Raw genomic sequence first — 22,455 nt, 5'->3', positions numbered from 1 at the left:
GGCGGGGCACGACGGGTTCCGGTTGCGTCGGTACTAGACGGCCAGGCCGGCCTTCTCGCGCTTCGCGGCCTCGCGGGCCAGCGAGCGGTCGCGCATCTCCTCGAACTTCACGGCCGCGGCCTCGAGCTCGTCGAGGAAGTTCGCGAGCTCCTCGCGGGTCTGCTCGCCCTCGGCGCTGAAGTCCTCGCGCTCGAAGATCTTCCACTTGCGCAGGACGGGCATGACGACCTCGTCCTTGTGCTGGCGCAGGTCGTAGATGCCGTGCTTGGCCATGAGCACGCCGTTGCGGCGGAAGTCGGGCATGCCGGCGCCGGGCATCTCGAAGTGCTTGATGGTGTCGGTGATCGACCGGATCGCCTGGTCCGGGACCAGGTCCAGGCCGGCGGCCGAGATGTTGCGGTAGAAGATCATGTGCAGGTTCTCGTCGGCCGCGATGCGCTGCAGCATCTTGTCGGCGATCGGATCCTGGCAGACCTTGCCGGTGTTGCGGTGGCTCACGCGGGTGGCGAGCTCCTGGAAGGTCACGTACGCCACCGAGTGGAGCATCGTCATCTTCTGCTCGGTGTGCTGCGCCACCTTGCCCTGCGGGTCCCAGCCGTTGGTCATGTGGATCATGCGGGCCTGCTCCAGCTTGACCGGATCCACGCCGCGGGTCACCACGAGGTAGTCGCGCATCGCGATGCCGTGGCGGTTCTCCTCGGAGGTCCAGCGGCCGACCCAGTGGCCCCAGGCGTCGTCCATGGAGAAGTTCGCCGCGATCTCGCGGTGGTACGTCGGGAGGTTGTCCTCCGTGAGGAGGTTCGTGATCATGGCGGCCTTGGCCACCTCGTCGAGCCGGCTCTCCTCGGGGTCGTAGTCCGTCCCGCCGAGTGCCGCGTAGTTCTTACCGTCCGACCACGGGATGTAGTCGTGGGGGCTCCAGTCCTTCGTCATCGAGAGATGGCGGTTGACGTTGTCCTCGGCGACACCGGAGAGCTCCTGCAGGAGCTCCAGCTGGGTCAGTTGGCGGGTCGACATCATTCCTCTTTCGACGTTTGGATCGGTTCCAGATTATCCCGAAAGTCTACGCACTTCGGACCGCGGACTCAACGTCCGCTGCGGAAAGTGATGCTTTCGAGTAATACGCGCACCGAGGTCCATCGGCGCGGGCGCCGGGAACGTTACACCGTGACGAGGGTTACAGGATCCAGCCGAGTTCGCGGGCCCGCACGGCCGCCTCGTAGCGGTTCGCGGTTCCCAGTTTCGCCATCGCGGACGAGAGGTAGTTGCGCGTGGTGCCGGCGCTCAGGTGTGCGCGCCGGGCGATCTCCTCGACCGACGCCCCGTCCACGGCGAACTCCAGGACATCGGCTTCCCGGGCCGTCAGCGGGGAATCGCCCGCGCTGATCGCCTCCGCGGCCAGCTCCGGGTCCACGTACCGTCCGCCGCCGTGGACGGTGCGGATGACCTGCGCCAACGTCGTCGCCGGCACCGTCTTCGGGAGGAAGCCGCGCACACCGGTCGCGAGCGCGCGCTTGAGGTAGCCGGGCCGGCCGTGGCTGGTGACGATGAGCGTCGCGGCGCCGGGCGTGCGGCGCAGCAGCTCGGCGGCGGTGTCGATGCCGTCGGGCCCGGGCATCTGCAGGTCGATCACCGCGACCGCGGGCGCGAGCCCCTCGGCGGCGCGGCGGTCCCACAGCGAGATCAGCTCGGTGCCGGAGGCCGCCTCCGCTGCCACCGTGATGTCCGCTTCGAGGCCGAGCAGCGCGGCCACGGCCGTGCGGATCAGGTGCTCGTCGTCCGCGATCATCACCTCGATCGCCGGTGTGTCGGTCATGCCGCCTCCCAGGTCGCGGTCAGGGTGAACTCGTCGCCGTCGTGCGCGGCGTCCAGGCCGGCGCCCACCGCCCGGAGCCGTCCGCGCAGCCCGTCGATGCCCGACGGTGCGCCGTCGCCCCCGGTCGCGGGGCCGGCACCGTCGTTGCGCAGGACCAGGCCCGACGTGCGCAGCGTGAGCACGGCCTGCGTGGCCGTGGAGTGCTTGACGATGTTGGTGGTGCCCTCGCGGACCACCCAGGCGGCGGCTTCGTGCAGCGCGGGCGGGACCTCGTCGGGCACGCCGATCACGCGCAGCTCGCAGCCGGCGGCGGAGAGCAGCGAGCGGGCGCCGGCGACCTCGGTGGCGAGGTCGATGGCGCGGTAGCCGCGGACCAGGGTGCGCGCGTCCTCCATCGAGGCGACCGCGAGCGCCTTGACCTCGTCCATCTCGCCCGCGGCGCGCTCGACGGCGCCGGCCCGGGCGAGCGTGGCCGCGAGCTCGCTCTTGACGGAGATGGCGGAGAAGGCGCGGCCCACCACGTCGTGCAGATCGCGCGAGAAGCGCAGGCGCTCCTCGGCGACCTCGAGCTCGGCCGCGATCCGCTTCCCGTTCTCCAGTTCGGTGAGCACCTGGAGGGCCCAGACGGTGCTGCGCGAGGTCCACATCAGGGCGGTGCCGACGACGATCAGCAGGAGTGCGAGCTGCACCGGGTCGGACACGCCGGTGAGCAGCGGGGTCAGGACCGCGCCCACCGCCAGGATGATCCAGCGGTGGCGGACGAAGGGGATGACGCCCGCGGCGGCCATGAGCAGGGTCATCGACGCGGTGATCGCGGCCTCGCGATCGTTTCCCGGGCTCGCGAGCCGCGCGGAGACCACGGCGATCAGCCAGGCCCCGACGACGCCGGCGACGGCGAACCGCCACGCCAGGCGTCGCTGCCGGGCAGTGGCCCGCAGGGCCAGGTCGGGCTGAGCCTCGATCCCCGCGATCGCGGCGAGCCCCGCCACGACGACGCCGACGGTGGGCCAGGTGCGGGCGCCGCTGACGAGGATCATCACGACCACGCTGATCATGACGATCTGCAGCACCAGCCGGGTGTAGAGCCGGTAGCGCTCGACACTCGGCATCGCGTGCCACCAGTCGAGGGCCGCCCGCACGGGCCGGGGGATCACCCGCGATCGTCCCAGCGGAACCACTTCCTCGCGAGGATGACTGCGATCACGGTCCATACCGCCAGTGTCGCAAGCGGACGGCCCGTCTCACCGAAGGTGGCGGCGAAGCCGAGCGTGGCGGCATCGTCGGGCGCGCCGGGCGCGAGGCCCGCCTGCCCCAACCGGATGAGGTCGGAGATCGCGGCGAAGGGCGTCCAGTCGGCGATCAGCGCGAGCCGGTCGGGGAGGATCTGCCGGATGCTCGCCATGCCCACCATCGAGACCACCATGACGGGCATCGACGTGATCTGCGCGGCCTCGGCGTTCTTGGTCATCGCGCTGGTGGCGAGGGCCAGCAGGGTGAAGATCACCAGGCCCGCGGCCAGCGCGAACACCATGAGCAGGGCGTTCACCGGCATCGGCCCGCCCGCGCCGTACACGGCGCCGGCCACGATCACCGCGCCGAGCACGGTGAGGGCGACGCCCGGCACCGCGGGGGCGGTGAGGATCTGCAGGTCCGAGGACTCGCCGGTCCGCAGCCGCTTGAGCACGCCCTCGGAGCGACGGGTCGTGACCATCGACAGCACCGAGTAGTACTGCACGAAGAGCAGCGCGAAGACGGCGAACATCTCCATCGTGATCGCCACGCCGAGCGGCTTCGGCGCCGCGTCGCCCCGGGCGAGGAAGAACAGGAGCAGGGGCATGCCGATGGGGAAGACGGTGCCCATGAAGAGCAGCGTCTTGTTCCGCCGGAACTGCAGGAACTCGGCGTGCGCGAGGGCGCGCAGGGGGTGCCGGCCGTACCCGACGGCGGGCGCGGGTGCGGTGGGTGCGGTGACTTCGGCGGTCATGCGGGGGCTCCGATCGGATCGTCGGCGACGGTCTCGTCGCCGCTCGCGATGGTGAGGAAGACGGATTCGAGGGAGGGGTGCCGGGCCTGCAGCCCGGACAGCGCGAGGCCCCGATCGGCGGCCCAGCCGAGGAGGGCGTGCAGATCGTCCTGGAGCCGGAAGGTGCGCAGGGTGACACGGCCGGCACCGTCCGCCCCGGCGGACCAGCCGCCCGCGAGCGACGGCAGGGGCACGCCGGGGTCGTCGAAGGCGATCTCGGCGGGATGGCCACCGACGATGTCGCGGAGCGTCCCGAGTCGGGCGATCGCGCCGCGGTGCATGATCGCGATGCGGTCGGCGAGCGCCTCGGCCTCGTCGAGGTAGTGCGTGGTGAGCACCATCGTGACGCCGTCGCGCTTGAGCTCGTCGAGCAGCTTCCAGGTGGCGCGGCGGCTCTCGGGGTCGAGGCCGGTGGTCGGCTCGTCGAGGAACAGCAGGCGCGGCTGCCCGATGAGCGCGCACGCCAGGTCGACGCGCCGCTGCTCGCCGCCCGAGAGGGCGCCCACCCGGACGTCGGCCCGGTCGCGCAGGTTCACGCGGTCGAGCACGGCGTCGGCGGTGGTGGGATTGCTGCAGGTGCCGCGCCACATCTCGAGGGTCTCGCGCACCGTCAGCTCGGCGGGCAGGCCGCCCGACTGCAGCATGATGCCGGTCAGCGGGCGGACCCGGCGCCGCTCGGCGTGCGGGTCGAGGCCGAAGACGGCGAGCTCGCCCGCGCTGGGCCGGGCGAGGCCCTCCAGCAGGTCCAGCGTCGAGGTCTTGCCGGCGCCGTTGGTGCCGAGGAGCGCGAAGACCTCTCCCGCCGCGACGTGCAGGTCGATGCCGCGCACCGCCTCGAAGGCGGTCGCGCCCGAGCCGTAGGTGCGGCGCAGGCCGGTCGCCTCGATGACGGGGCCGGGGGCGGCGGTGGGGGCGCTCATCGACGGTCCCACTTCCGCATGCCGAGCACCCAGCGCACCGCGAGGTGCAGTGCGACGACGGCGGTGACGATCGAGGCGAGCACGACGGGTGGCTGGAGGAGGATCACGACGAGGGCGATGAGCACGACGGTGGCGATGACCACCGCGCCCTCGCGGGCCCGGGTCGGGGCGGGACCGAGCCGGCAGGAGTCGACGAACAGGTCGTGCAGCGCCCCGGACGACGGTGCCGCGGGCGACTGGTGCGGACGGTGGGCGGTGTGGAGATCGTTGGCGTTCATGTGATCCAGCTTCGCCGCGATCCGGGCCGCCCAGTAGTGCGTGCTGTCAGGGCTTTTCCGCCGGTTGTCATCGATTCCCGGTGACATCTGTCATGCCGGAGTGCGGCACGGGCCCCGCGCGATCATGAATTCGTTACCGAATCTTTTCCTGGTTTTCGTCCGCCGGACGGGGAAGTGCAGCACGCTACGGCAGTGACCGCCACGACCGAACGGGTGGAGCCATCACCCAAGACGGGGCTGGCCGCCAACCTGGTGCCCAAGGACAATCTGCTCTTCCTGTTGTTCGTGGTGCCGAACCTGGTGCTGCTGGCCGTCTTCACCTACCGCCCGCTGATCGACAACGTGCGCCTGAGCTTCCACGACTGGTCCCTCGCCAGTGTGGACCCGGCGCGCTGGATCGGACTGGACAACTACCGCGAGTTCTTCACCAAGGCGGAGAGCTGGCAGGTCGTCACGATCACGCTGGTGTTCACCGTGAGCGCGGTGGTCTTCTCGATGGTGCTGGGCCTGGCGCTGGCGATGCTGCTGGACCAGAACCTCAAGGGCCGCAACCTGGTCCGCTCGGCGGTGTTCGCGCCCTTCGTGATCTCCGGTGCGGCCATCGGCGCGGCCTTCTACTTCGTCTTCAACCCGCAGTTCGGCGCGGCCGCGTCGATCCTGTCGTGGTTCGGCATCGAGAGCCCGGACTTCTACCAGAGCCCGGGCTGGGCGCTGTTCCTGGTGACCTTCACCTACATCTGGAAGAACCTGGGCTACACCTTCGTCATCTACCTCGCGGCGCTGCAGGGGCTCAACAAGGACCTCGACGAGGCCGCCGCGATCGACGGGACGCCGGCGTGGCGCAAGTTCTGGCGCGTCACGCTGCCGCAGCTGCGCCCGGCGACCTACTTCCTGTCGATCACCGTGCTGCTCAACAGTCTTCAGGTCTTCGACATCATCAACATCATGTTCCCCGCGGGCGGCCCGCAGGGCGGCACCACGACGATGGTCTTCGACATCTACTGGCAGACCTTCCGGAACCAGCGCGCCGGCTACGGCGCGACGATCGCGACGATCATGTTCCTCGTCCTGCTCGTCGTGACCGTGGTGCAGGTGCGGATGATGGACCGAGGAGACGACAAGTGAGCGGATCAGCCACGGGCAGCACCGGAATGAAGGCGCTCGGCTACCTCGGGATGGCGGCCACGCTGCTGCTCGTGGCGGTGCCGGTCTACTTCATCGTGATCACCTCGTTCAAGGACCGGCCGGACATCTTCGTCTCGCCCGCCACCTGGTGGCCGCCGACCTGGTACCCGGAGAACTACAGCTACGTGACGCAGGAGATCCCGTACTGGCAGTACCTGCGGAACTCGGCGATCATCACCCTGGTCACCGGGACCATCAAGTTCGTCCTCGGCGTGAGCACCGCGTACGCGCTGGTGTTCCTGCGCTTCCCGTTCAAGAAGGCGCTCTTCCTCGTGGTGATCGCGGCGCTCATGGTGCCCAACCAGATCACCGTGATCTCGAACTACGCGCTCATGGCGGACTACCGCAACACCTTCGTCGGCATCATCCTGCCGCTGGCGGGGGTCGCCTTCGGCACCTTCCTCATGCGCAACCATTTCCTCTCGCTGCCCAAGGAGATCGTGGAGGCGGCGCGCATGGACGGGGCCGGGCACCTGCGGCTGCTGTTCCGGGTGATCCTGCCCGTCTCGATCCCCACCATGGTGGCCTTCGCGGTCATCACGCTCGTGAACGAGTGGAACGAGTACCTCTGGCCGTTCCTCATGTCGGACAACGCCGCCGTCGCGCCGCTGCCCGTCGGCCTCACCCTGCTCCAGAACACCGAGCAGGGGGTGAACTGGGGGCCGGTCATGGCGGCCACCCTGCTCACCGCCCTGCCGATGCTCATCGTCTTCCTGATCCTGCAGCGGCAGATGATCAAGGGCCTGACCTCCGGCGCCGTCAAGGGCTGACCGGGACCACCACAGAAGAAACACCAAGGGAGAAACTCATGGGCGACTTCACACGGCGCGGATTCCTCGTCACCGGCCTCGCGGCGACCGCGGCGGTGGCGGCCGCGTGCGCGGGCTCGGGTTCGGGCGGCGGCTCGTCGAACTCGGGGAGCGGCGGGGGCGGCGGCGACATCACGCTGCGCTTCCTCAGCAACCATCCGGGCAGCTCGAAGGCCACCGAGCAGGCGTTGATCGACGAGTTCCAGAAGGCCAACCCCGGCATCAAGGTGGAGCTGCTCGACGGCGGCAAGAACTACGAGCAGGTGGCGCAGAAGTTCCAGACCTCGCTCTCCGGCGGCGACAAGGCCGACATCGTCGTCGTCTCGGACGTGACCTGGTTCAACTTCGCGCTGAACAAGCAGATCGCCCCGCTCGACGACCTGTTCGCCGGCGCCGGCCTCAAGCCCGAGGAGTACGTCGACTCCCTGCTGGCCGACACGAAGTTCGAGGGCAAGCACTACGCCGTGCCCTTCGCCCGCTCGACGCCGCTGTTCTACTACAACAAGGACGTGTGGAAGAAGGCCGGCCTCGAGGACCGCGGCCCCAAGGACTGGGACGAGTTCGCGCAGTGGGCGCCCCGCATCCAGGACGCCATCGGCGGCGACAAGAAGGCGATCGTCATCGCCGACGGCGAGAACTACATCGACTGGGTCTTCGAGGGCTGGAACTGGTCCAAGGGCGGCGCCTACTCCGACGGCTGGGACCTGAAGTTCACCACCCCGGAGTCCATCGCGGCGGCGAACCAGCTCAAGGACACCATCAGCAAGTGGGGCCGCCTGGCCACCACCCCCGAGAACGACTTCGGCGCCGGGCTGGCCGCCGTCACGCTGCAGTCCACCGGCTCGCTGAAGACGATCACCACGTCCGCAAAGTTCGAGCTCGGCACCGCCTTCCTGCCCGGCCCCGCCGGCAAGTCGTGCCCCACCGGTGGCGCGGGTGTCGCGGTGGCCGAGGGCATCTCGGCCGAGCGCAAGGCCGCGGCCGTCAAGTTCATCGAGTTCCTCACCAACACGACGAACACCTCGAAGTTCTCGCAGGCCACGGGCTACATGCCGGTGCGCAAGGCCGCCGTCGACGAGCCCTCGATGAAGGCCTTCATCGAGAAGAACCCGAACTTCGGCACCGCCGTCAAGCAGCTGCCGCTGACCCGGAGCCAGGACAACGCCCGCGTCTTCGTCCCCGGTGGCGGCGAGGACATCGGCCGGGCGCTGCAGCAGATCGTGGCGGGCGGCGACACCGCGGCCGTGCTCGGCGCGCTGCAGAAGACCATCCAGGGCAAGATCGACTCGCAGATCAAGCCCAAGCTGCCGAAGTAAGCTCGGCGGCAGTCGGTTTCGTAGGAACTAGGGAGTCAAGGAAGACCATGGCAACGGTGCGTTTCGACGGTGCGACCGTCCAGTACCCGGGCGCCGAGCGGCCCTCGGTCAGCTCGCTCGACCTGGACATCGCCGACGGCGAGTTCGTGGTGCTGGTCGGCCCGTCGGGCTGCGGCAAGTCCACCAGCCTGCGGGCGCTGGCCGGGCTCGAGGCGGTCACCGAGGGGCGGATCCTCATCGACGACGTGGACGTCACGGCGGTCTCGCCGAAGAAGCGCGACGTGGCCATGGTCTTCCAGAACTACGCGCTCTACCCGAACATGACGGTGGCGCAGAACATGGGCTTCGCGCTGCGCAACGCCGGTGTCTCCAAGGAGGACACGGCGAAGCAGGTGGCCGAGGCCGCCGCCATGCTCGAACTGGAGCCGCTGCTCGACCGCAAGCCCGCGCGGCTCTCGGGCGGGCAGCGCCAGCGCGTCGCCATGGGGCGCGCCATCGTGCGCCACCCCAAGGTCTTCGCGATGGACGAGCCGCTGTCGAACCTCGATGCGCGACTGCGGGTCTCGACCCGATCGCAGATCTCCGCGCTGCAGCGCCGGCTCGGCGTCACCACGCTGTACGTGACGCACGACCAGGTGGAGGCCATGACCATGGGCGACCGCGTCGCCGTGCTCAAGGACGGTCTGCTGCAGCAGGCCGCGCCGCCGCGGGAGCTCTACGACGACCCGGTCAACACCTTCGTCGCGGGCTTCCTCGGCTCGCCCGGCATGAACCTGTTGACGGTGCCCCGTACCGACGCCGGCGCCGACATCGCCGGTGCGACGGTGCCGGTGCCGCGCTCCATCGACTCCGGTGCGACGGTGACCGTCGGCCTGCGGCCCGAGGGGCTCGAGGTCGTCCCGGCGGGTACCCCGGGCGCGGCGAAGGGCACCGTCGCGCTGGTGGAGGAGCTCGGCGCCGAGGCCCTCGTCTACGTCACCGTCGACGGCCAGGACAAGCCGGTCGTGGCGCGCACCGACCGCGCGTCGACGCTACGAGCCGGCGAGGAGGCCGGCCTGGTTCCGGCGGCGGAGCAGGCGCTGTTCTTCCACGCGGAGTCGGGCGAGCGGCTGCGCTGAACGGCCGGCACGCAGGAACCGCCGCCGGTCCGCCGTCGCCCGGTGCAGGCCGAGCATCGTCTCCACCGCGGTGTCCCAGGTGTACTGCTCGGCGCACGCCCGCGCGGCCGCGCCGTGGTCGCCCCCCAGGACCGCCCGCACGGCGGCGGTGAACGCGGCGCCCGTGTCGGCGGCGGGGAGCCCGCACCCGTCGCGGGTCACGTCCGCGAGAGCGCTGTTGCGCGACACCACGATCGGCGTGCCGGAGGCGAGCGCCTCCATCGCGCTGAGCCCGAAGGTCTCGTGCGGGCCCGGGCAGATCGCGACGTCCGCTGCCGCGAGCAGGTCGGCCAGATCGTCGCGGTCCGCGAGGTGGCCGGTGAAGACCACCGGCAGGCCGCGGGCCTGCCGCCGCAGCTCGTCGGCCATCGCGCCGTCGCCCGCGATCACGAGGCGGGCGCGGACACCGTCGGCGACGAGGGCCCGGAGGACCTCGATGCCCCGCGCCGGGTGCTTCTCCATGGACAACCGGCACGACTGCACGAGGAGGACGTCGGCACCGTCGGACCACCTCGCGCGCGTCGACGGCGTGGCGCGGTCCGGGCGGAAGGTCGCGAGGTCGACGCCGAGCGGGACGGTCTCGACGTTGGGCGCCTGCACCCGCGCGAACTCCTCGCCGGCGAAGGCCGTGGTGCAGACGACGGTGTCGTAGCTGCGGGCCGTGCCGAGGTTCGCGACGTCGGCGGCCCAGGTCGCCACGCGGGGCGGTGCCCCGAGCTCGATCATCCGGTCCAGGCGCTCGTGGCTGATCATGATCGAGCCGATGCCATGCGCCTTCGCCCACGGGCCCATGCCGCGCAGGGTGAGGCGGTCGGAGACCTCCAGGGAGTCGGCGCCGAGCGTCGGGAGGAGGCGGCGGATGAGGACGGGGCTCGCGGCGCGGTATCCCTCCACGCGGAAGAACTTGCGGCCCGGGACGGTGATCCGGCGGACCCCGGAGTCGAGCACCTCGTCGTGGTGCCCGCGGCCCGCCACCACCAGGGTGACGGCGTGCCCCCGGTCGACGTAGCCCGCGCCCAACTGGTCCACGGCAGTGCGCAGGCCGCCCGAACGGGGCCCGTAGAAGTTCGCCAGCTGAACGATGTGCATCGGCTGCATCCCGTCAGGCTGCCCGTGGGGACGGTCGCGGGGGTGAACGGGTGGAATCGGCTGGACGAACTGTGTGAACTTGTCGGTGAGCGGGAGCAGAATCAGAGGCATGACCGTACGCCTGAACCCCTACATCAGCTTCTCCGACAATGCCCGCGCGGCGCTCGAGTTCTACCGGGACGTCTTCGGTGGCGAGCTCGAGATCTCCACCTTCGAGGGCATGCCGCCCGAGATGCTCACGGATCCCTCCGACGCCGCCAAGGTGATGCACGGCCAGCTCACCACGCCGGACGGCTTCACCCTCATGTGCGCCGATACGCCGACGGGGATGCCGCGGAACGTCGGCGACGACGTGTCCGTCTCCCTCTCGGGCGACGACCTCGCCAAGCTCACCGAGTGGTGGGAGAAGCTGTCCGCCAGCGGCTCCGTCACCGTCCCGTTCGTGCAGGCGCCGTGGGGTGACACCTTCGGCATGTGCGTCGACGGCTTCGGTGTGCACTGGATGGTCAACGCCGCGGCGTCCTGATCCGGCCCGGTTCATGTCCCGGCGTCGGTCAGTCGCTAGACTGACCGGCGCTAGGGCCTCTAGCTCAATTGGCAGAGCAGCGGACTTCGAAATAGGAGCGCTCGGTCGGAAACGGCCGGGATGACACCACTCAAATTCGGGGAACCCTTCGCCGGGATACCGGCATGGCGATCCCGAGCCAAGCCGAGGGCAACCTCGGAAGGTGTAGAGACTGGACGGGTGGCACCTACAGCGCGTCAGCGCCAGGGTGAAGGGACAGTCCAGACCACGAACGCCTCCGGGCGGCGTCGAAAGACGAAGTGGCAGGTTAATCCGTAGGTTGTGGGTTCGAGTCCCACGGGGCCCACCGAAGGATCGATCATGGATGTACTCGAATTCGTCACCGTCGACGAGTGGGAGCGCTGGCTCGAGAGCAATCACGTCGACGCGACCGAGGCGTGGCTGCGGATCGCACGACGGAACTCCGCCGTCCCGGGACTGACGATCGAGGACGCGCTCGACGGCGCGCTCTGCTTCGGCTGGATCGACGGTCAGCGGAAGTCGAACGACGCGGATTCGTTCCTGCAGCGGTACTCGCCGCGACGCCGCACCAGTTCGTGGTCGGCGATCAACGTGGAGAAGTTCGAGGCGCTCGCCGCTGCGGGGCGGGTGCGGCCGGCGGGCTACGCGCAGCGCGACGCCGCGCGGGCGGACGGGCGCTGGGACGCCGCCTACGCGTCCCAGCGCACCGCGGAGACCCCGCCCGATCTCGTGGCGGCGCTGGCGGAGAACCCCGGCGCCGCGGTGGCGTTCGAGGCGATGAGCCGGTCCGACCGTTACGCCGTGATCCTCACGCTGCTCAAGGCGCGGACCCCGCGGCGGCGTGCGGAGCTGGTCGCGCGGGCCGTCGCCGACCTCGGCGCCTCAGGAATTCGACCTCCGGACGCGTAGACGTGCACTGGCGCACCTCCGTGCCTCCAGAACTCGACATCCTGAGGCGCCCCGCCCCTACCGGGCGGCGGCCGCCCGGAAGCGGTCCAGGTACAGCGGCCAGCCGCGCTCCCCGCCGATCCCGGCGGCTGCCTGTTCCCAGCCCTCGCCGTGCCGGTCGAGGTGCCGGTGCTCGATCTCGACCCGCGTGCGCTCCGGCGTCTCGGCGACGAAGCGGAGCTCGACCTCGCTGGTCCGCTCCGGATCGGGCTCGATCCGCCACTGCGGGCTGATGTCCCAGCTGATCGTCAGCGAGTTCGGCGGGTCGCACGCGAGCACGCGGGCCCAGGTGCACACGGAGCCGTCCGTCCCCACGTCGTAGACCGTGCCGCCCACGCGAGGTTCGAGCACGGTCTTCTCGATCGGCACCGCGAGCAGGTTGTGCTCGCGCGGCTTGATCTCGTCGAAGCGCTCGGTGAACACCCGATACGCGAAATCGACGGGCACGTCGACGGTGATGTCGACCTGCAGTGCGGTGGGGGCGGGCGAGGTGGCATTCATGACGGTGGATTCCCTTCTTCGGCGTAAGCCTGTTCGGCCAACTGCTTGAACGTGGTCAGCGTCTGTGCCCAGTAGCCCTCGAGTTCGCGACGCATCGCTGCCAGCCCGTCGGGCCGGGGCCGGTAGAGGCGCTCGCGTCCCTGCTTGCGCACGTCGACGAGGTGCGCGTCGAGGAGGACCCGCAGGTGTTGCGAGACGGCGGGCCGGCTGACCGGGAGGTCCCGCGCGATCTCGGTGACCGAGCACGGCCCGGCCGCCACGCGGGCGAAGACCGTGCGCCGGGTGGGATCGGCGAGGGCGGACCAGGGATCGGTGGCGGACACAATACGTAAGTTACTACTTACGCATTGCGTCCGTCAACGGGTCAGGCGCCGTACGGGGCGAGCGCGAACCGGCCCCAGGCCACGAACGCGAAGGCGGCGATGAAGACGACGTCGCCTGCCATGTACCCCCACTCGTCGCGACGGAAGCGCGTGGTCGCGGCCCCCGCCATGAACAGGGCGAGGCCGCATGCGGCGAGCGGCGAGAGCACCGTCGCCACCCCGGTGACGGCCGGCAGGATCAGCCCGAGCCCGCCGGTCAGTTTGATCGCGCCGATCGCCTTGAGGTGGCCGTCGCCGAAGTCGTCCACCCAGTGCTGGTTCGCCCCGAGGGCCCGGTAGCGATCGCGGGGGAGCGCGAGCAGGGCCAGGCCGCCGGCGGTGAAGCCGAGCGCCAGGGCGGCGGTGATGATCCACAGTGCGGTGTTCATGGCGGTGTCCTCTCGTTACCTTCGCCCGTGCGGGCTCGTCACAGGTATGACGGATCGCCGCATGGAAAGGTAACGACGATGGACCGCACGACCCGCACGGAGCAGTTCGAGCAGCACCGGCCGCGACTGATCGCGGTGGCCACGCGCGCCCTCGGGGCGCGCGCCGACGCCGAGGACGCCGTCCAGGAGGCGTGGCTGCGGCTCGACCGGTACGACGGTCCGCCGATCGAGAACCTGGGGGCGTGGCTCACCCGGGTGGTCGGGCGGATCTGCATCGACGTCCTGCGTGCCCGCACGGCGCACCCTGAGACGGACGTCGACGACGCCGACCCGATCGTCACCGACGACGACGGACCCGAGGACGTCGCGGTCGCCGCCGACGCCGTCGGGCTCGCGCTGATGGTGGTGCTCGACTCGCTGCGGCCGGACGAACGCCTCGCCTTCGTCCTGCACGACCTGTTCGCCGTGCCCTTCGCCGAGGTGGGCGCCATCGTCGGCCGCTCGCCCGACGCCGCGAAGATGGCCGCGAGCCGGGCCCGGCGCCGCGTGCAGAACGGCCCGCGGCCGACGGCCGAGCGACGGGAGCAGCGCGCGGTCGTGGACGCCTTCCTCGCCGCGGCGCGTGATGGTGACTTCGAGGCGCTGCTGACGGTGCTGGACCCCGACCTCACGTGGACCCGACGGACGCCTCGCGGGGAGACGGTCACGATCGGCGCGAACGCGGTGCTCGAGGTGGTTCGACGGGGCGATCCGAGCCGGATCGAGGCGCGGCGCGTCAGCGTGAACGGGGCGCCGGGGATCCTGGTCTGGGGCCCGACGGGGAAACCAGTGGGCCTCATGGCGTGCACGGTGGTCGGCGGCCGGATCGTCGACCTGGTGTCCATCCTCGACCCGGCACGGCTCGCGCGGATGGACCTGCCGGCACGATGAGCGTGCCGGAGCTGTTCAGGCGCTGTTCAGGAGCTGATCGTCGAGGAGGACTTGTGCGCCGGATTTCCACACGCTGACCTGCCGATTTGGGAACTGGGTGGAATGTGCCATAAGCTATCCCAGCTCCCAACGGAACACGGAAGCGGTGCGGAGAGCGGCTTCAAGTCGCCCGAAGCGAGCCCCCTTCGTTTAGTGGCCTAGGACGCCGCCCTTTCAAGGCGGTAGCGCGGGTTCGAATCCCGTAGGGGGTACGTCGCAAGACGAAAAATTGCATATGGCCCTGTGGCGCAGTTGGTTAGCGCGCCGCCCTGTCACGGCGGAGGTCGCGGGTTCGAGTCCCGTCAGGGTCGCCATCCGAGTTCGTAGGAACTCGGCGGTGACGGTTTTACCGGCACGGCCAGGTAGCTCAGTTGGTACGAGCGACCGCCTGAAAAGCGGTAGGTCGCCGGTTCGATCCCGGCTCTGGCCACAAGAAAACCCCCTGTTCGCAGGGGGTTTTCTCGTGTTCAGGACCTCGACGTCCGCCTGAGCGTGGTGTACAACGCGGTCCACTCGTTCGACTGACGCCGCATGAGTACTTCCCCCTAGCGGGACGCGCAGGGCTACGGATCCGCGGCGGGCTCCGGCGCACCATGATCGAGGTATGAATCACGCCCCGCCGCACCCGTACCCGGCGCCGATGCCGGCCGCGCCGCACGTACCGAACCGCTGGCCGACGTGGCGCATCCTCGACACGGTGGTGACGATCGCGCTGTTCGGCGTGTACTCGGTCGTCGTGCTAGGGCTCCTGTACTTCAGCCTCTTCTGGGTGATGGCGACGGACTCGTGCGGCGCGAACGACTGCGACTACGACAAGCTCTCCACCGCCTACGTGCTCAACGACGTCGGCGGCATCATCGCCTTCCTGGTGACGCTCGTCGTCGCCGTGGTCCTCATGGTGCGGCGCACGCCGGCGTTCTGGCTGCCCCTCCTGGGCGGCCTCGTCCAGGCCGGCCTGTTCCTCGCCGCGATGCAGCAGCTCAGCGGCGTGAGCCCCGCGTAGGACGACGCCCCCCGATCACTCGGTGACCGATGTGCGGTACGCGGTGGTAACGATCTCGTCGTCGTCACCGAACGACAGGACGACGGCGCACCACCCGGGGACGCCGATCGTTCGGGGGGACGCATGATCAGGACTTCGACGACCGTCATCGGTCTCGCCGCCGCACTCGCTCTCCTCGCCGGGTGCGGCGACGGGCCGACCCCGGCGGGAGAGGCACCGTCGACCTTCGCGACCCCGGCGACGAGCGCGCGGGCCGGGACCGGGCAGGGCGCCTCGACGCCGCCGGCCCCCGACGCTGGCGCGGCCCGCCCGGTGACCGAAGGGAACGGGAAATGCCTGGACCTCGCCTCGCCGACGGTCCGGGACGCGGTGGCGAAGCTCCCGTCGTTCCGCGGCATCGGATACACCGCCACGCGCGCCACCGACGCGAGCACCGGAGACTGCCCCGCCCTGATGTGGGTGCGCGCGGACCTGACCGGGGGCACGGGCAGCTCGCCGGTGTGGTTCCTGTTCTTCGACCGCCTCGGTTACCTCGGTACCGCCACCAGCCGCTACACCGCGTTCACCGGCGTCTTCGGCAGCACCCACGACTCCGTGGCGCTCGCCTACCGCTGGCTCAACCCGGGCGACGCCACGGCCGGCCCCTCGGGGGGACCCGTGATCGTGACCTACACGCTGTCCGGGCGGACCGTCACGCCCGACAAGGACGTGCCGCCGCAGGCCTTCGACGGTGGCGCGGCCCCCACCGCCGCGCCCACCTCCGCCTCGCCGACGGCGGCGCCCGCGCCGGTCTCGCACTGCGCGGAGGCGACGTCCGAGACGCTGCGCAGCACGGCCGAGATGAATTGGGGCGCACAGATCGTGAAGCCCTTCACCGTCGACGCGATCGTCTGCGCCGACGAGTGGGCGAGCGCCCGCATCCCCGCCCGCGACGCCTACCCGCAGAACACGAAGCTGCTGTTCCGCTACACCGGCGGCGGCTGGAGCGGTGTCGCCCTCGGCAGCGGGTTCTCGTGCACGGACAAGGGCGTCCCGCCCGCCACGGCCGCTCGCCTCGGCTGCTAACGCGGGCGGTACCGCAGGCCGACGACACCGTTGCCGAACGCCAGTTCGCCGATGAGGTCGAGACGTGCGAACTCGTGCCCCTCGGGGAACAGCCCCCGACCGCGGCCCTGCACCGCCGGGTAGGTGAACAACCGGAACTCGTCCACCAGGCCGGCGGTGATCAGAGCGTGGCACAGCGTGATGCTGCCGGTCACCACGATGTCGCCGCCGGGCCGCGCCTTGAGGGCCGCGGCCTCGGCGATCGGGTCCCCACCGAGGACGACGGAGTTCGCCCACCCCGGATCGGTGAGGGTCGTGCTGACCACGTACTTCGTGACGGCGTTGAGCTGGTCGGTGATCCCGGTGGAGTCGTCGTCCTGCTCGGGCCAGTACCCGCGGAAGTCCTCGAAGGTCCGGCGGCCGAGCAGCACCGCGTCGCAGGTCGCGTCCTGGCGCTGTATCTCGGCGAGGAGGTCGGACGGCTGGTCCGTGGGGTCGAACCAGTCGCCGAGCATCTCCACCCGTCCGTCGAGGGTGATGTTCTGCGTGATCGCGAGCGTTCGCATGACTGTCCTCTCCGGGCGTCGCGGCGCGCGCCACCCGTCAATACTGACTCCGCGGGCGCCCGGAACTCATCGGTCAGCCGAACTCGGCCTCCAGCTCGTCCGCGCGGGGGAGCGACTGGCACGCGAGCCGGACGCCGTTGCCGAGCTCGTAGTCGTCGAGGGTGTCGTTGACCAGCATGTGCACCTCCCCGCGGCGCAGGGTGAAGGCGCACCCGCCGCAGTTGCCCTCGCGGCACACGTACGGCGCGTCGAGACCATGCTCGAGCAGGGCGTCGAGCAGGACCTGATCGCGCGGCCACGCGAGAGTGGTGGTCGCCCCGTTCAGGTCGACGGTGACGGTCGCGGCACCGTCCGACGGTGCCGGGCCGCCGGCCGGGGCGGTCGTGACCGTGGGCGCGGCGAAGGGATCGCCGGTGAGGGAGGAGAAGCTCTCGCGGTGGATCCGCGCACCGTCGATGCCGGCGGCTGCGGCGGCCTCGGTGGCGCACTCCATGAACGCGGCGGGCCCGCACAGGTACGCCGACGTCGCGCCGGTGGGCGCCGACAGGAGGGCGGCGAGCGCGGCGGCGTCGGGCAGTCCGCGCTCGGCCTCGAGCCAGTGGATCACCTGCAGCCGGTCGCCGTGGGCCGCGGCCAGGTCGGCCAGCGCGGCGTCGAAGATCGCCGAGCCCCGGTCCCGGTTCGCGTAGACGAGCACGACCGGCACGGCGGACTCCGCGAGGGTGGCCCGCAGGATCGAGATCACCGGCGTGATGCCGCTCCCGGCGGCGAACAGCACGAGGCGGTCGGGATCGTCGCGCACGGTGAACCGCCCGCCGGGTGGCAGTGATTCGAGTGTCATGCCCGGTTTCGCGTTGTCGCACAGCCAGTTCGAGGCGTATCCGCCGGCCGTGCGTTTGACGGTGACCCGGAGGTGCTCGTCGAGCCCGGGGGTGCTGGAGAGCGAGTAGCAGCGCGGCGCCCACGTGGTGCCGTCCTCCGGCGTGCCCGGTACCCGCAGCGTTAGGAACTGCCCGGGGCGGTAGTCGAAGCGATCCCCGGCCGGGTGCGCGAACACCAGGGAGACCGCGTCGGCGGTCTCCTCGATCACGTCGATGATCTCGAGCGGACGCGCTGGCGCGGGCGTCGGTGAATCCACGTGCTCTGCTCCTTCGTCGGGGACCCGGACGCTACCGCGCTAACTGTGCCGTTGACAAATGGCACGATTGCTGGTGGTGTGAAAGTCATGCGAACCACCACACCGGCGCCGCCGGTCCCGTCGGCGTCGACCACGCGGTCCGACGTCGCCGCCGTCCTGACCCGCTACGGGCTCGGAGTGACCAGCGGGCTCATCCCGATGAACGCCCCCGGGATCCGCGTCGCCCGCGGCCTCGTGGCCGCGATCATGGGCGCTCTGGGCTCGACACCGCGGGGGACCGTCGTCACGCCCGTGCGGGCCCCTGTCCGCGGCGACTGGGTCCTCGGCCCCGGCGTCGACCACGGCCGGCGCGCCATCTACTACGTGCACGGCAGTGCGTACGCGATCTGCTCGGCGCGCACGCACCGCAGCCTCGCGGCCCGGCTGTCCGTCGCCACCGGCCTACCGGTGTTCGTGGTGGACTACCGGCTCGCCCCCGAGCATCCGTTCCCGACGGCGGCGGGCGACGTCGCCGCCGGCTGGGACTGGCTGCTCACCCAGGGCTACGCGGCCGGCGACCTGGTGATCGCCGGCGATTCGGCGGGCGGCCACCTCATCTGCGACCTGGTGCTGCATCACGCGAGCGCGGATCGCCCGCAGCCCGCCGCGGCCGTGCTGTTCTCCCCGCTCATCGACCTCACCTTCGCCCTCGCCGCGGAGCAGGAACGCGTCCGCCGGGACCCGGCGATCTCCGCGGCCGCGGCGAAGCGCCTGGTGGACCTCTACACCGCGGGCATCGATCCGGCGCATCCGCGCCTGCAGCTCGACTTCTGGCGCTCGGACCGCCTGCCGCCCTTCTTGATCCAGGCCGGCGGCGCCGAGATGCTGTCCGCGGACGCGCGTCACCTCGACGCCGAGCTCCGCGGCCACGGCGGCGTCAGCACGCTGGAGATCTGGCCGGGCCTCATGCACGTCTTCCAGGCACTGCCCCGGCTCGCGCCGGAGGCGGACGCCGCGCTCCTGCGGGTGCGCGACTTCCTCGCCGCGCTCGACACCGCCGCGCTCGACACCACTGCGGTTGACACCGATTCGGAGGCCTCCTGATGTTCGGCATCGACAGACTGTTGCACCACCTCGTCCGCAATCCCGTCACCGCCGACGCCAGGGCCGTCGTCACCGGCGCCGGCAGCGGCATCGGTCGCGCCTTCGCGCTCGAACTCGCCCGCCGCGGCGGCGAGATCGTCTGCGCCGATATCGACGAGGGGCGGGCGAAGGAGACCGTCGCGTTGATCGAGGCCCGCGGCGGGACGGCGCACGCGGTCGTCGTCGACGTGGCCGACCGTGCGGCCGTCGAATCCCTCGCGGCGTTCGCGCGCACCGTCTTCGACGGCCCACCGACCGTGGTGATCAACAACGCGGGCGTCGGGATCGGCGGCCGCCCCGTGGGCGACATCGGGCTCGACGATTGGAACTGGGCCCTCGGCATCAACCTGTGGGGCGTGGTGCACGGCTGCGAGCTCTTCGCGCCGATGCTCTGCGAGGCCGGCCGCGGCGGCATCATCAACGTCGCCTCCGCCGCCGGTTTCGCCGCCGCGCCGTCGATGGGGCCGTACAACGTCTCGAAGGCGGGCGTCATGTCGCTGTCGGAGACCCTCGCCGCCGAGCTCGCCGGAACCGGCGTCGACGTCACCGTGCTGTGCCCCACCTTCGTCAAGACCAACGTCGCGCGCGACGGCCGGATCACCGAGGGCAGCAAGAACCTCGCCGGCACCCTCATGAAGCTCACGGGAATCTCGCCCGACGGCGTCGCGGCGCAGACCCTCGACGCGCTCGACCTCGGCCGCCTCTACGTCGTGCCGCAGCTCGACGCGAACGTCATCTGGCACCTCAAGCGCCACTTCCCGACGCCCTACGTCCGCGGCCTGGGGCTGCTCGCCCGGCTCCTGCCCGCCTCCTGACCGCCGCACTCCCCGAAAGGAACTCCCGCCATGGCCATGGACCTCGACAACATGCTCACGATGATCAAGGACCGGCAGTGGGCACTCGCCGACATCGACTGGGACGCACCCGGTGCCGAGCTCATCGACCCGGACCTGCACGCCAAGCTCAAGCCCTTCCTCTCCGACCTGATGTGGATCGAGAACGTGGGCGCCCGTGGGTTCGCCGCGATGGCGCGCAAGGCGCCCACCCCCACGCTCAAGAGCATCTACGAGCACTTCCACGCGGAGGAGCAGAAGCACGCCAACGCCGAACTCGCGCTCATGCGCCGCTGGGGCATGCTCGACGACGACGAGATCCCGTCGCCGAACATCAACGTGCAGTTGGTCATCAACTGGCTCGACCAGTACTCGGACGGAATGTCGCTCTCCTTCCTCGGCACCGTCATCCCCATGCTCGAGGTCGCGCTCGACGGCGCCCTCATCAAGTTCATCACCGACGAGGTGAAGGACCCGATCGCGCAGGAGGTGTTCAAGCGGATCAACGCCGACGAGTCCCGCCACCTCGCGGTGGACTTCGAGGTCATGGACATGCTCGGCCACGCCGACCTGCGCAAGCGCACCATCGACTTCGTCGGCGGCTGGATCAAGCCCTCGCTGCTCATCGGCTTCCTGAGCTACGTCCCGCTGCTGAACAAGATGCGCGACAACATCGTCGAGATGGGCGTCGACGAGGAGCGGCTGTACGGGGCCATGAAGCGCTACCGCGCGGCGGGCGAGCGCAGCGAGTACATCCAGCGGCTCCCCATGTTCCGGATGGTGGCCTGGCACGGCAGCCGGGTGATCGACCGCGGCAACAAGCTCTACCACGTGCCCGCCGACGCGCTGGTCAAGGCCACCGCGCTGATCCCCTTCCCCCTGGTGCACCGCACCCCCACCTGGTCGCAGGAACTGACCTACGAGCCCACCGCCTGACGAGGACGCCTGACAGCCATGACGCACTCCGTAGCCATCATCGGTGCCGGCTTCGCCGGCATCGGCGCCGCCATCCGCCTCCGGGACAAGGGGATCGACGAATACGTCGTCTTCGAGCGCGACACCCGCGTGGGCGGCACCTGGCGCGACAACACCTATCCGGGTGCCGCGTGCGACATCCCGTCGCGCCTGTACTCCTACAGCTTCGCCCCGAACCCCGACTGGTCGCACACGTACTCCGGCAGTGCCGAGATCCTCGACTACATCGACTCGATGGTCGAATCCTCGGGCGTCGCACCGCGCATCCGCTTCGAGCACACCGTGACCGGCGTGGTCTACGACGCCGATGCGGGGGAGTGGACGATCTCCTTCGACGGCCGCGAACCCGAGCGGGCGCGCGCCGTGATCATCGCCTCCGGCCCCCTCGCGAACTGCTCCTTCCCCGCGATCCGCGGCATCGAGGACTACGAGGGCCACAAGATCCACAGCGCCCGCTGGGACCACGACTACGACTTCGCCGGCAAGAAGGTCGCCGTCGTCGGCACCGGGGCCAGCGCCGTACAGATCGTGCCCGAGCTGGTGAAGCAGGCGGCCTCGGTCAAGGTCTTCCAGCGCACGCCCGGCTGGGTGCTGCCCCGGATCAACACCGAGACGGGCGAATTCACCAAGTCGATCTACCGGAGGATCCCCGGGGCGCAGCAGCTCGCCCGCGCCCTCTGGTTCTGGGGGCACGAGTCCGTCGCCCTCGGCGTCGTGTGGAACACGCCGCTCACCCGGGTCGTGGAGGCCGTGAGCAAGCTGCACCTGCGGCTGCAGGTGCGCGACCCGTGGCTGCGCCGCCAGCTCACCCCGGACTTCGCGGCGGGCTGCAAGCGACTGCTCATGACCAGCGACTACTACCCCGCCCTGCAACGCGACAACTGCACGCTCGTGACCTGGCCCATCGCCCGCATCGCACCGCAGGGCATCCGCACCGTCGAGGGCGTGGAGCACCGGTTCGACTGCATCGTCTTCGCCACGGGCTTCGACGTCTCCAAGACCGGTTCGCCGATCCCCGTCACCGGGCTCGACGGTCGCGTGCTCGCGGACGAGTGGAGCGGCGGCGCCTACGCCTACCGCAGCGTCGCCGTCTCGGGCTACCCGAACCTCTACGTGACCTTCGGGCCGAACTCCGGCCCCGGGCACAGTTCGGCCCTGGTCTACATGGAGGCGCAGATCGACTACATCACCGACGCGATCGGGCAGCTCCTGCGCAACGGCTGGAAGGCGCTCGACGTGCGCGCGGACGCCCAGGAGGAGTACAACCGCGACATCCAGCGGCGGCTCACCGCGACCACCTGGAACTCCGGGTGCAGCAGCTGGTACCTCACCGACGACGGGTTCAACGCCACCATGTACCCGGGCTTCGCCTCGCAGTACGTGGGCCAGTTGCGCACCGTCGACCTGCAGGACTACCGGATCCTCGTGCACGAGGAGGCGGGCGCCGCGGTGGCGGCCGGATAAC

Annotated in this window: 24 protein-coding genes, 3 tRNA genes and 1 pseudogene; 16 read left to right on the top strand and 12 right to left on the bottom strand. The window is 70.5% G+C overall.

From position 1 onward, the window contains the following. Positions 1–33: 33 nt before the first annotated feature. From ACNAYW_RS06300 to ACNAYW_RS06275, 6 genes are all read right to left on the bottom strand, one after another. Positions 34–1,020 (bottom strand): acyl-ACP desaturase, encoded by a 987-nt coding sequence (locus ACNAYW_RS06300; protein WP_415848862.1) that lies wholly within the window; start codon positions 1,018–1,020, stop codon positions 34–36. A gap of 157 nt (positions 1,021–1,177) precedes the next feature. Continuing rightward, the gene (locus ACNAYW_RS06295) at positions 1,178–1,816 is read right to left on the bottom strand and encodes a response regulator (RefSeq protein WP_415848861.1); all 639 of its coding nucleotides are present in this window, start codon (positions 1,814–1,816) and stop codon (positions 1,178–1,180) included. Continuing rightward, positions 1,813–2,970, bottom strand: a complete 1,158-nt coding sequence (locus ACNAYW_RS06290) for a sensor histidine kinase (RefSeq protein WP_415848860.1) — start codon at positions 2,968–2,970, stop codon at positions 1,813–1,815. The genes ACNAYW_RS06295 and ACNAYW_RS06290 overlap by 4 nt, the downstream gene beginning before the upstream one ends. Then, positions 2,967–3,800, bottom strand: a complete 834-nt coding sequence (locus tag ACNAYW_RS06285; RefSeq protein WP_415848859.1) for an ABC transporter permease — start codon at positions 3,798–3,800, stop codon at positions 2,967–2,969. The genes ACNAYW_RS06290 and ACNAYW_RS06285 overlap by 4 nt, the downstream gene beginning before the upstream one ends. Beyond that, a complete protein-coding gene (locus tag ACNAYW_RS06280) occupies positions 3,797–4,759 on the bottom strand; it encodes an ABC transporter ATP-binding protein (RefSeq protein ID WP_415848858.1) in 963 nt (320 codons plus the stop codon). Before ACNAYW_RS06280 ends, ACNAYW_RS06285 begins: the two co-directional genes overlap by 4 nt. Continuing rightward, positions 4,756–5,037, bottom strand: coding sequence for a hypothetical protein (locus ACNAYW_RS06275; protein ID WP_415848857.1), 282 nt, complete (start codon positions 5,035–5,037; stop codon positions 4,756–4,758). The genes ACNAYW_RS06280 and ACNAYW_RS06275 overlap by 4 nt, the downstream gene beginning before the upstream one ends. 192 nt (positions 5,038–5,229) lie before the next feature. Here ACNAYW_RS06275 and ACNAYW_RS06270 point away from each other — a divergent pair, with 192 nt between their 5' ends. From ACNAYW_RS06270 to ACNAYW_RS06255, 4 genes are read left to right on the top strand one after another with little or no spacing between them, the layout of a single operon-like run. Beyond that, positions 5,230–6,162: a carbohydrate ABC transporter permease gene (locus tag ACNAYW_RS06270; RefSeq protein ID WP_415848856.1), complete on the top strand. Its 933-nt coding sequence runs from the start codon at positions 5,230–5,232 to the stop codon at positions 6,160–6,162. 26 nt (positions 6,163–6,188) lie between these two features. Continuing rightward, a complete protein-coding gene (locus tag ACNAYW_RS06265; protein WP_415848919.1) occupies positions 6,189–6,992 on the top strand; it encodes a carbohydrate ABC transporter permease in 804 nt (267 codons plus the stop codon). A gap of 38 nt (positions 6,993–7,030) precedes the next feature. Then, a complete protein-coding gene (locus ACNAYW_RS06260) occupies positions 7,031–8,347 on the top strand; it encodes an ABC transporter substrate-binding protein (RefSeq protein WP_415848855.1) in 1,317 nt (438 codons plus the stop codon). A gap of 47 nt (positions 8,348–8,394) precedes the next feature. After that, positions 8,395–9,465, top strand: a complete 1,071-nt coding sequence (locus ACNAYW_RS06255; RefSeq protein ID WP_415848854.1) for an ABC transporter ATP-binding protein — start codon at positions 8,395–8,397, stop codon at positions 9,463–9,465. On the opposite strand, the gene ACNAYW_RS06250 is transcribed toward ACNAYW_RS06255, so the two are convergent. Further along, complete coding sequence (locus tag ACNAYW_RS06250) at positions 9,379–10,602, bottom strand: glycosyltransferase (RefSeq protein WP_415848853.1); 1,224 nt, start codon at positions 10,600–10,602, stop codon at positions 9,379–9,381. The two genes, ACNAYW_RS06255 and ACNAYW_RS06250, sit on opposite strands and share 87 nt — an antisense overlap. 100 nt (positions 10,603–10,702) lie before the next feature. Between ACNAYW_RS06250 and ACNAYW_RS06245 the strand changes: the two genes are divergently transcribed. Both ACNAYW_RS06245 and ACNAYW_RS06240 read left to right on the top strand, forming a co-directional pair. After that, a complete protein-coding gene (locus tag ACNAYW_RS06245) occupies positions 10,703–11,119 on the top strand; it encodes a VOC family protein (RefSeq protein WP_415848852.1) in 417 nt (138 codons plus the stop codon). Between the two features lie 360 nt (positions 11,120–11,479). After that, positions 11,480–12,049: a YdeI/OmpD-associated family protein gene (locus ACNAYW_RS06240; protein ID WP_415848851.1), complete on the top strand. Its 570-nt coding sequence runs from the start codon at positions 11,480–11,482 to the stop codon at positions 12,047–12,049. Positions 12,050–12,106: 57 nt separating this feature from the next. Here the strand turns inward: ACNAYW_RS06240 and ACNAYW_RS06235 are convergent, their stop codons facing one another. The 3 genes from ACNAYW_RS06235 to ACNAYW_RS06225 are packed head-to-tail and all read right to left on the bottom strand — an operon-like array spanning position 12,107 to position 13,340. Further along, positions 12,107–12,589 carry an SRPBCC family protein gene (locus ACNAYW_RS06235; protein WP_415848850.1) on the bottom strand — a complete coding sequence of 161 codons (483 nt, stop codon included), beginning with the start codon at positions 12,587–12,589 and terminating at the stop codon, positions 12,107–12,109. Continuing rightward, positions 12,586–12,912, bottom strand: a complete 327-nt coding sequence (locus tag ACNAYW_RS06230; RefSeq protein WP_415848849.1) for an ArsR/SmtB family transcription factor — start codon at positions 12,910–12,912, stop codon at positions 12,586–12,588. Before ACNAYW_RS06230 ends, ACNAYW_RS06235 begins: the two co-directional genes overlap by 4 nt. A 41-nt stretch (positions 12,913–12,953) precedes the next feature. Then, entirely contained in the window at positions 12,954–13,340 is a 387-nt protein-coding gene (locus ACNAYW_RS06225; RefSeq protein ID WP_415848848.1) for a DoxX family protein, read from the bottom strand. A gap of 78 nt (positions 13,341–13,418) precedes the next feature. Here ACNAYW_RS06225 and ACNAYW_RS06220 point away from each other — a divergent pair, with 78 nt between their 5' ends. From ACNAYW_RS06220 to ACNAYW_RS06195, 6 genes and pseudogenes are all read left to right on the top strand, one after another. Beyond that, the gene (locus tag ACNAYW_RS06220; protein WP_415848847.1) at positions 13,419–14,270 is read left to right on the top strand and encodes a sigma-70 family RNA polymerase sigma factor; all 852 of its coding nucleotides are present in this window, start codon (positions 13,419–13,421) and stop codon (positions 14,268–14,270) included. Between the two features lie 178 nt (positions 14,271–14,448). Then, positions 14,449–14,521 (top strand) — tRNA-Glu (locus ACNAYW_RS06215). Between the two features lie 25 nt (positions 14,522–14,546). Further along, positions 14,547–14,623: transfer RNA gene (locus ACNAYW_RS06210), tRNA-Asp, on the top strand. Between the two features lie 42 nt (positions 14,624–14,665). Next, positions 14,666–14,739, top strand: a tRNA-Phe gene (locus tag ACNAYW_RS06205). 144 nt (positions 14,740–14,883) lie between these two features. Further along, positions 14,884–15,312 (top strand): annotated as a pseudogene (locus tag ACNAYW_RS06200) (DUF6264 family protein); the annotation flags it as partial. Positions 15,313–15,435: 123 nt separating this feature from the next. Further along, on the top strand, positions 15,436–16,377 hold the full coding sequence (locus ACNAYW_RS06195; protein ID WP_415848846.1) for an LppP/LprE family lipoprotein: 942 nt from the start codon (positions 15,436–15,438) through the stop codon (positions 16,375–16,377). On the opposite strand, the gene ACNAYW_RS06190 is transcribed toward ACNAYW_RS06195, so the two are convergent. Then, positions 16,374–16,922, bottom strand: a complete 549-nt coding sequence (locus ACNAYW_RS06190) for a dihydrofolate reductase family protein (protein ID WP_415848845.1) — start codon at positions 16,920–16,922, stop codon at positions 16,374–16,376. The two genes, ACNAYW_RS06195 and ACNAYW_RS06190, sit on opposite strands and share 4 nt — an antisense overlap. A gap of 73 nt (positions 16,923–16,995) precedes the next feature. After that, positions 16,996–18,060: a 2Fe-2S iron-sulfur cluster-binding protein gene (locus ACNAYW_RS06185; protein ID WP_415848844.1), complete on the bottom strand. Its 1,065-nt coding sequence runs from the start codon at positions 18,058–18,060 to the stop codon at positions 16,996–16,998. 87 nt (positions 18,061–18,147) lie between these two features. On the opposite strand from ACNAYW_RS06185, the gene ACNAYW_RS06180 reads away from it, so the two are divergent. From ACNAYW_RS06180 to ACNAYW_RS06165, 4 genes are read left to right on the top strand one after another with little or no spacing between them, the layout of a single operon-like run. Continuing rightward, positions 18,148–19,143: an alpha/beta hydrolase gene (locus tag ACNAYW_RS06180; protein WP_415848843.1), complete on the top strand. Its 996-nt coding sequence runs from the start codon at positions 18,148–18,150 to the stop codon at positions 19,141–19,143. Beyond that, positions 19,143–19,997: an SDR family NAD(P)-dependent oxidoreductase gene (locus tag ACNAYW_RS06175; protein ID WP_415848842.1), complete on the top strand. Its 855-nt coding sequence runs from the start codon at positions 19,143–19,145 to the stop codon at positions 19,995–19,997. The genes ACNAYW_RS06180 and ACNAYW_RS06175 overlap by 1 nt, the downstream gene beginning before the upstream one ends. A 30-nt stretch (positions 19,998–20,027) precedes the next feature. After that, on the top strand, positions 20,028–20,951 hold the full coding sequence (locus ACNAYW_RS06170; RefSeq protein ID WP_415848841.1) for a ferritin-like domain-containing protein: 924 nt from the start codon (positions 20,028–20,030) through the stop codon (positions 20,949–20,951). Positions 20,952–20,969: 18 nt separating this feature from the next. Continuing rightward, the gene (locus ACNAYW_RS06165; protein ID WP_415848840.1) at positions 20,970–22,454 is read left to right on the top strand and encodes a flavin-containing monooxygenase; all 1,485 of its coding nucleotides are present in this window, start codon (positions 20,970–20,972) and stop codon (positions 22,452–22,454) included. The last annotated feature ends 1 nt before the right edge of the window (position 22,455 follow it).

This window comes from Tsukamurella ocularis (assembly GCF_965138335.1).
Taxonomy (GTDB): domain Bacteria; phylum Actinomycetota; class Actinomycetes; order Mycobacteriales; family Mycobacteriaceae; genus Tsukamurella; species Tsukamurella ocularis_A.
This window is presented reverse-complemented; position numbering and strand designations above follow the sequence as displayed.

Coding starts and splice junctions, on each gene's coding strand:
- ACNAYW_RS06300 (WP_415848862.1), bottom strand. CDS start 1,020: ATGATGTCGACCCGCCAACTGACCCAGCTGGAGCTCCTGCAGGAGCTC.
- ACNAYW_RS06295 (WP_415848861.1), bottom strand. CDS start 1,816: ATGACCGACACACCGGCGATCGAGGTGATGATCGCGGACGACGAGCAC.
- ACNAYW_RS06285 (WP_415848859.1), bottom strand. CDS start 3,800: ATGACCGCCGAAGTCACCGCACCCACCGCACCCGCGCCCGCCGTCGGG.
- ACNAYW_RS06280 (WP_415848858.1), bottom strand. CDS start 4,759: ATGAGCGCCCCCACCGCCGCCCCCGGCCCCGTCATCGAGGCGACCGGC.
- ACNAYW_RS06275 (WP_415848857.1), bottom strand. CDS start 5,037: ATGAACGCCAACGATCTCCACACCGCCCACCGTCCGCACCAGTCGCCC.
- ACNAYW_RS06265 (WP_415848919.1), top strand. CDS start 6,189: ATGAAGGCGCTCGGCTACCTCGGGATGGCGGCCACGCTGCTGCTCGTG.
- ACNAYW_RS06260 (WP_415848855.1), top strand. CDS start 7,031: ATGGGCGACTTCACACGGCGCGGATTCCTCGTCACCGGCCTCGCGGCG.
- ACNAYW_RS06255 (WP_415848854.1), top strand. CDS start 8,395: ATGGCAACGGTGCGTTTCGACGGTGCGACCGTCCAGTACCCGGGCGCC.
- ACNAYW_RS06250 (WP_415848853.1), bottom strand. CDS start 10,602: ATGCAGCCGATGCACATCGTTCAGCTGGCGAACTTCTACGGGCCCCGT.
- ACNAYW_RS06245 (WP_415848852.1), top strand. CDS start 10,703: ATGACCGTACGCCTGAACCCCTACATCAGCTTCTCCGACAATGCCCGC.
- ACNAYW_RS06240 (WP_415848851.1), top strand. CDS start 11,480: ATGGATGTACTCGAATTCGTCACCGTCGACGAGTGGGAGCGCTGGCTC.
- ACNAYW_RS06235 (WP_415848850.1), bottom strand. CDS start 12,589: ATGAATGCCACCTCGCCCGCCCCCACCGCACTGCAGGTCGACATCACC.
- ACNAYW_RS06225 (WP_415848848.1), bottom strand. CDS start 13,340: ATGAACACCGCACTGTGGATCATCACCGCCGCCCTGGCGCTCGGCTTC.
- ACNAYW_RS06220 (WP_415848847.1), top strand. CDS start 13,419: ATGGACCGCACGACCCGCACGGAGCAGTTCGAGCAGCACCGGCCGCGA.
- ACNAYW_RS06195 (WP_415848846.1), top strand. CDS start 15,436: ATGATCAGGACTTCGACGACCGTCATCGGTCTCGCCGCCGCACTCGCT.
- ACNAYW_RS06190 (WP_415848845.1), bottom strand. CDS start 16,922: ATGCGAACGCTCGCGATCACGCAGAACATCACCCTCGACGGACGGGTG.
- ACNAYW_RS06180 (WP_415848843.1), top strand. CDS start 18,148: ATGCGAACCACCACACCGGCGCCGCCGGTCCCGTCGGCGTCGACCACG.
- ACNAYW_RS06175 (WP_415848842.1), top strand. CDS start 19,143: ATGTTCGGCATCGACAGACTGTTGCACCACCTCGTCCGCAATCCCGTC.
- ACNAYW_RS06170 (WP_415848841.1), top strand. CDS start 20,028: ATGGCCATGGACCTCGACAACATGCTCACGATGATCAAGGACCGGCAG.
- ACNAYW_RS06165 (WP_415848840.1), top strand. CDS start 20,970: ATGACGCACTCCGTAGCCATCATCGGTGCCGGCTTCGCCGGCATCGGC.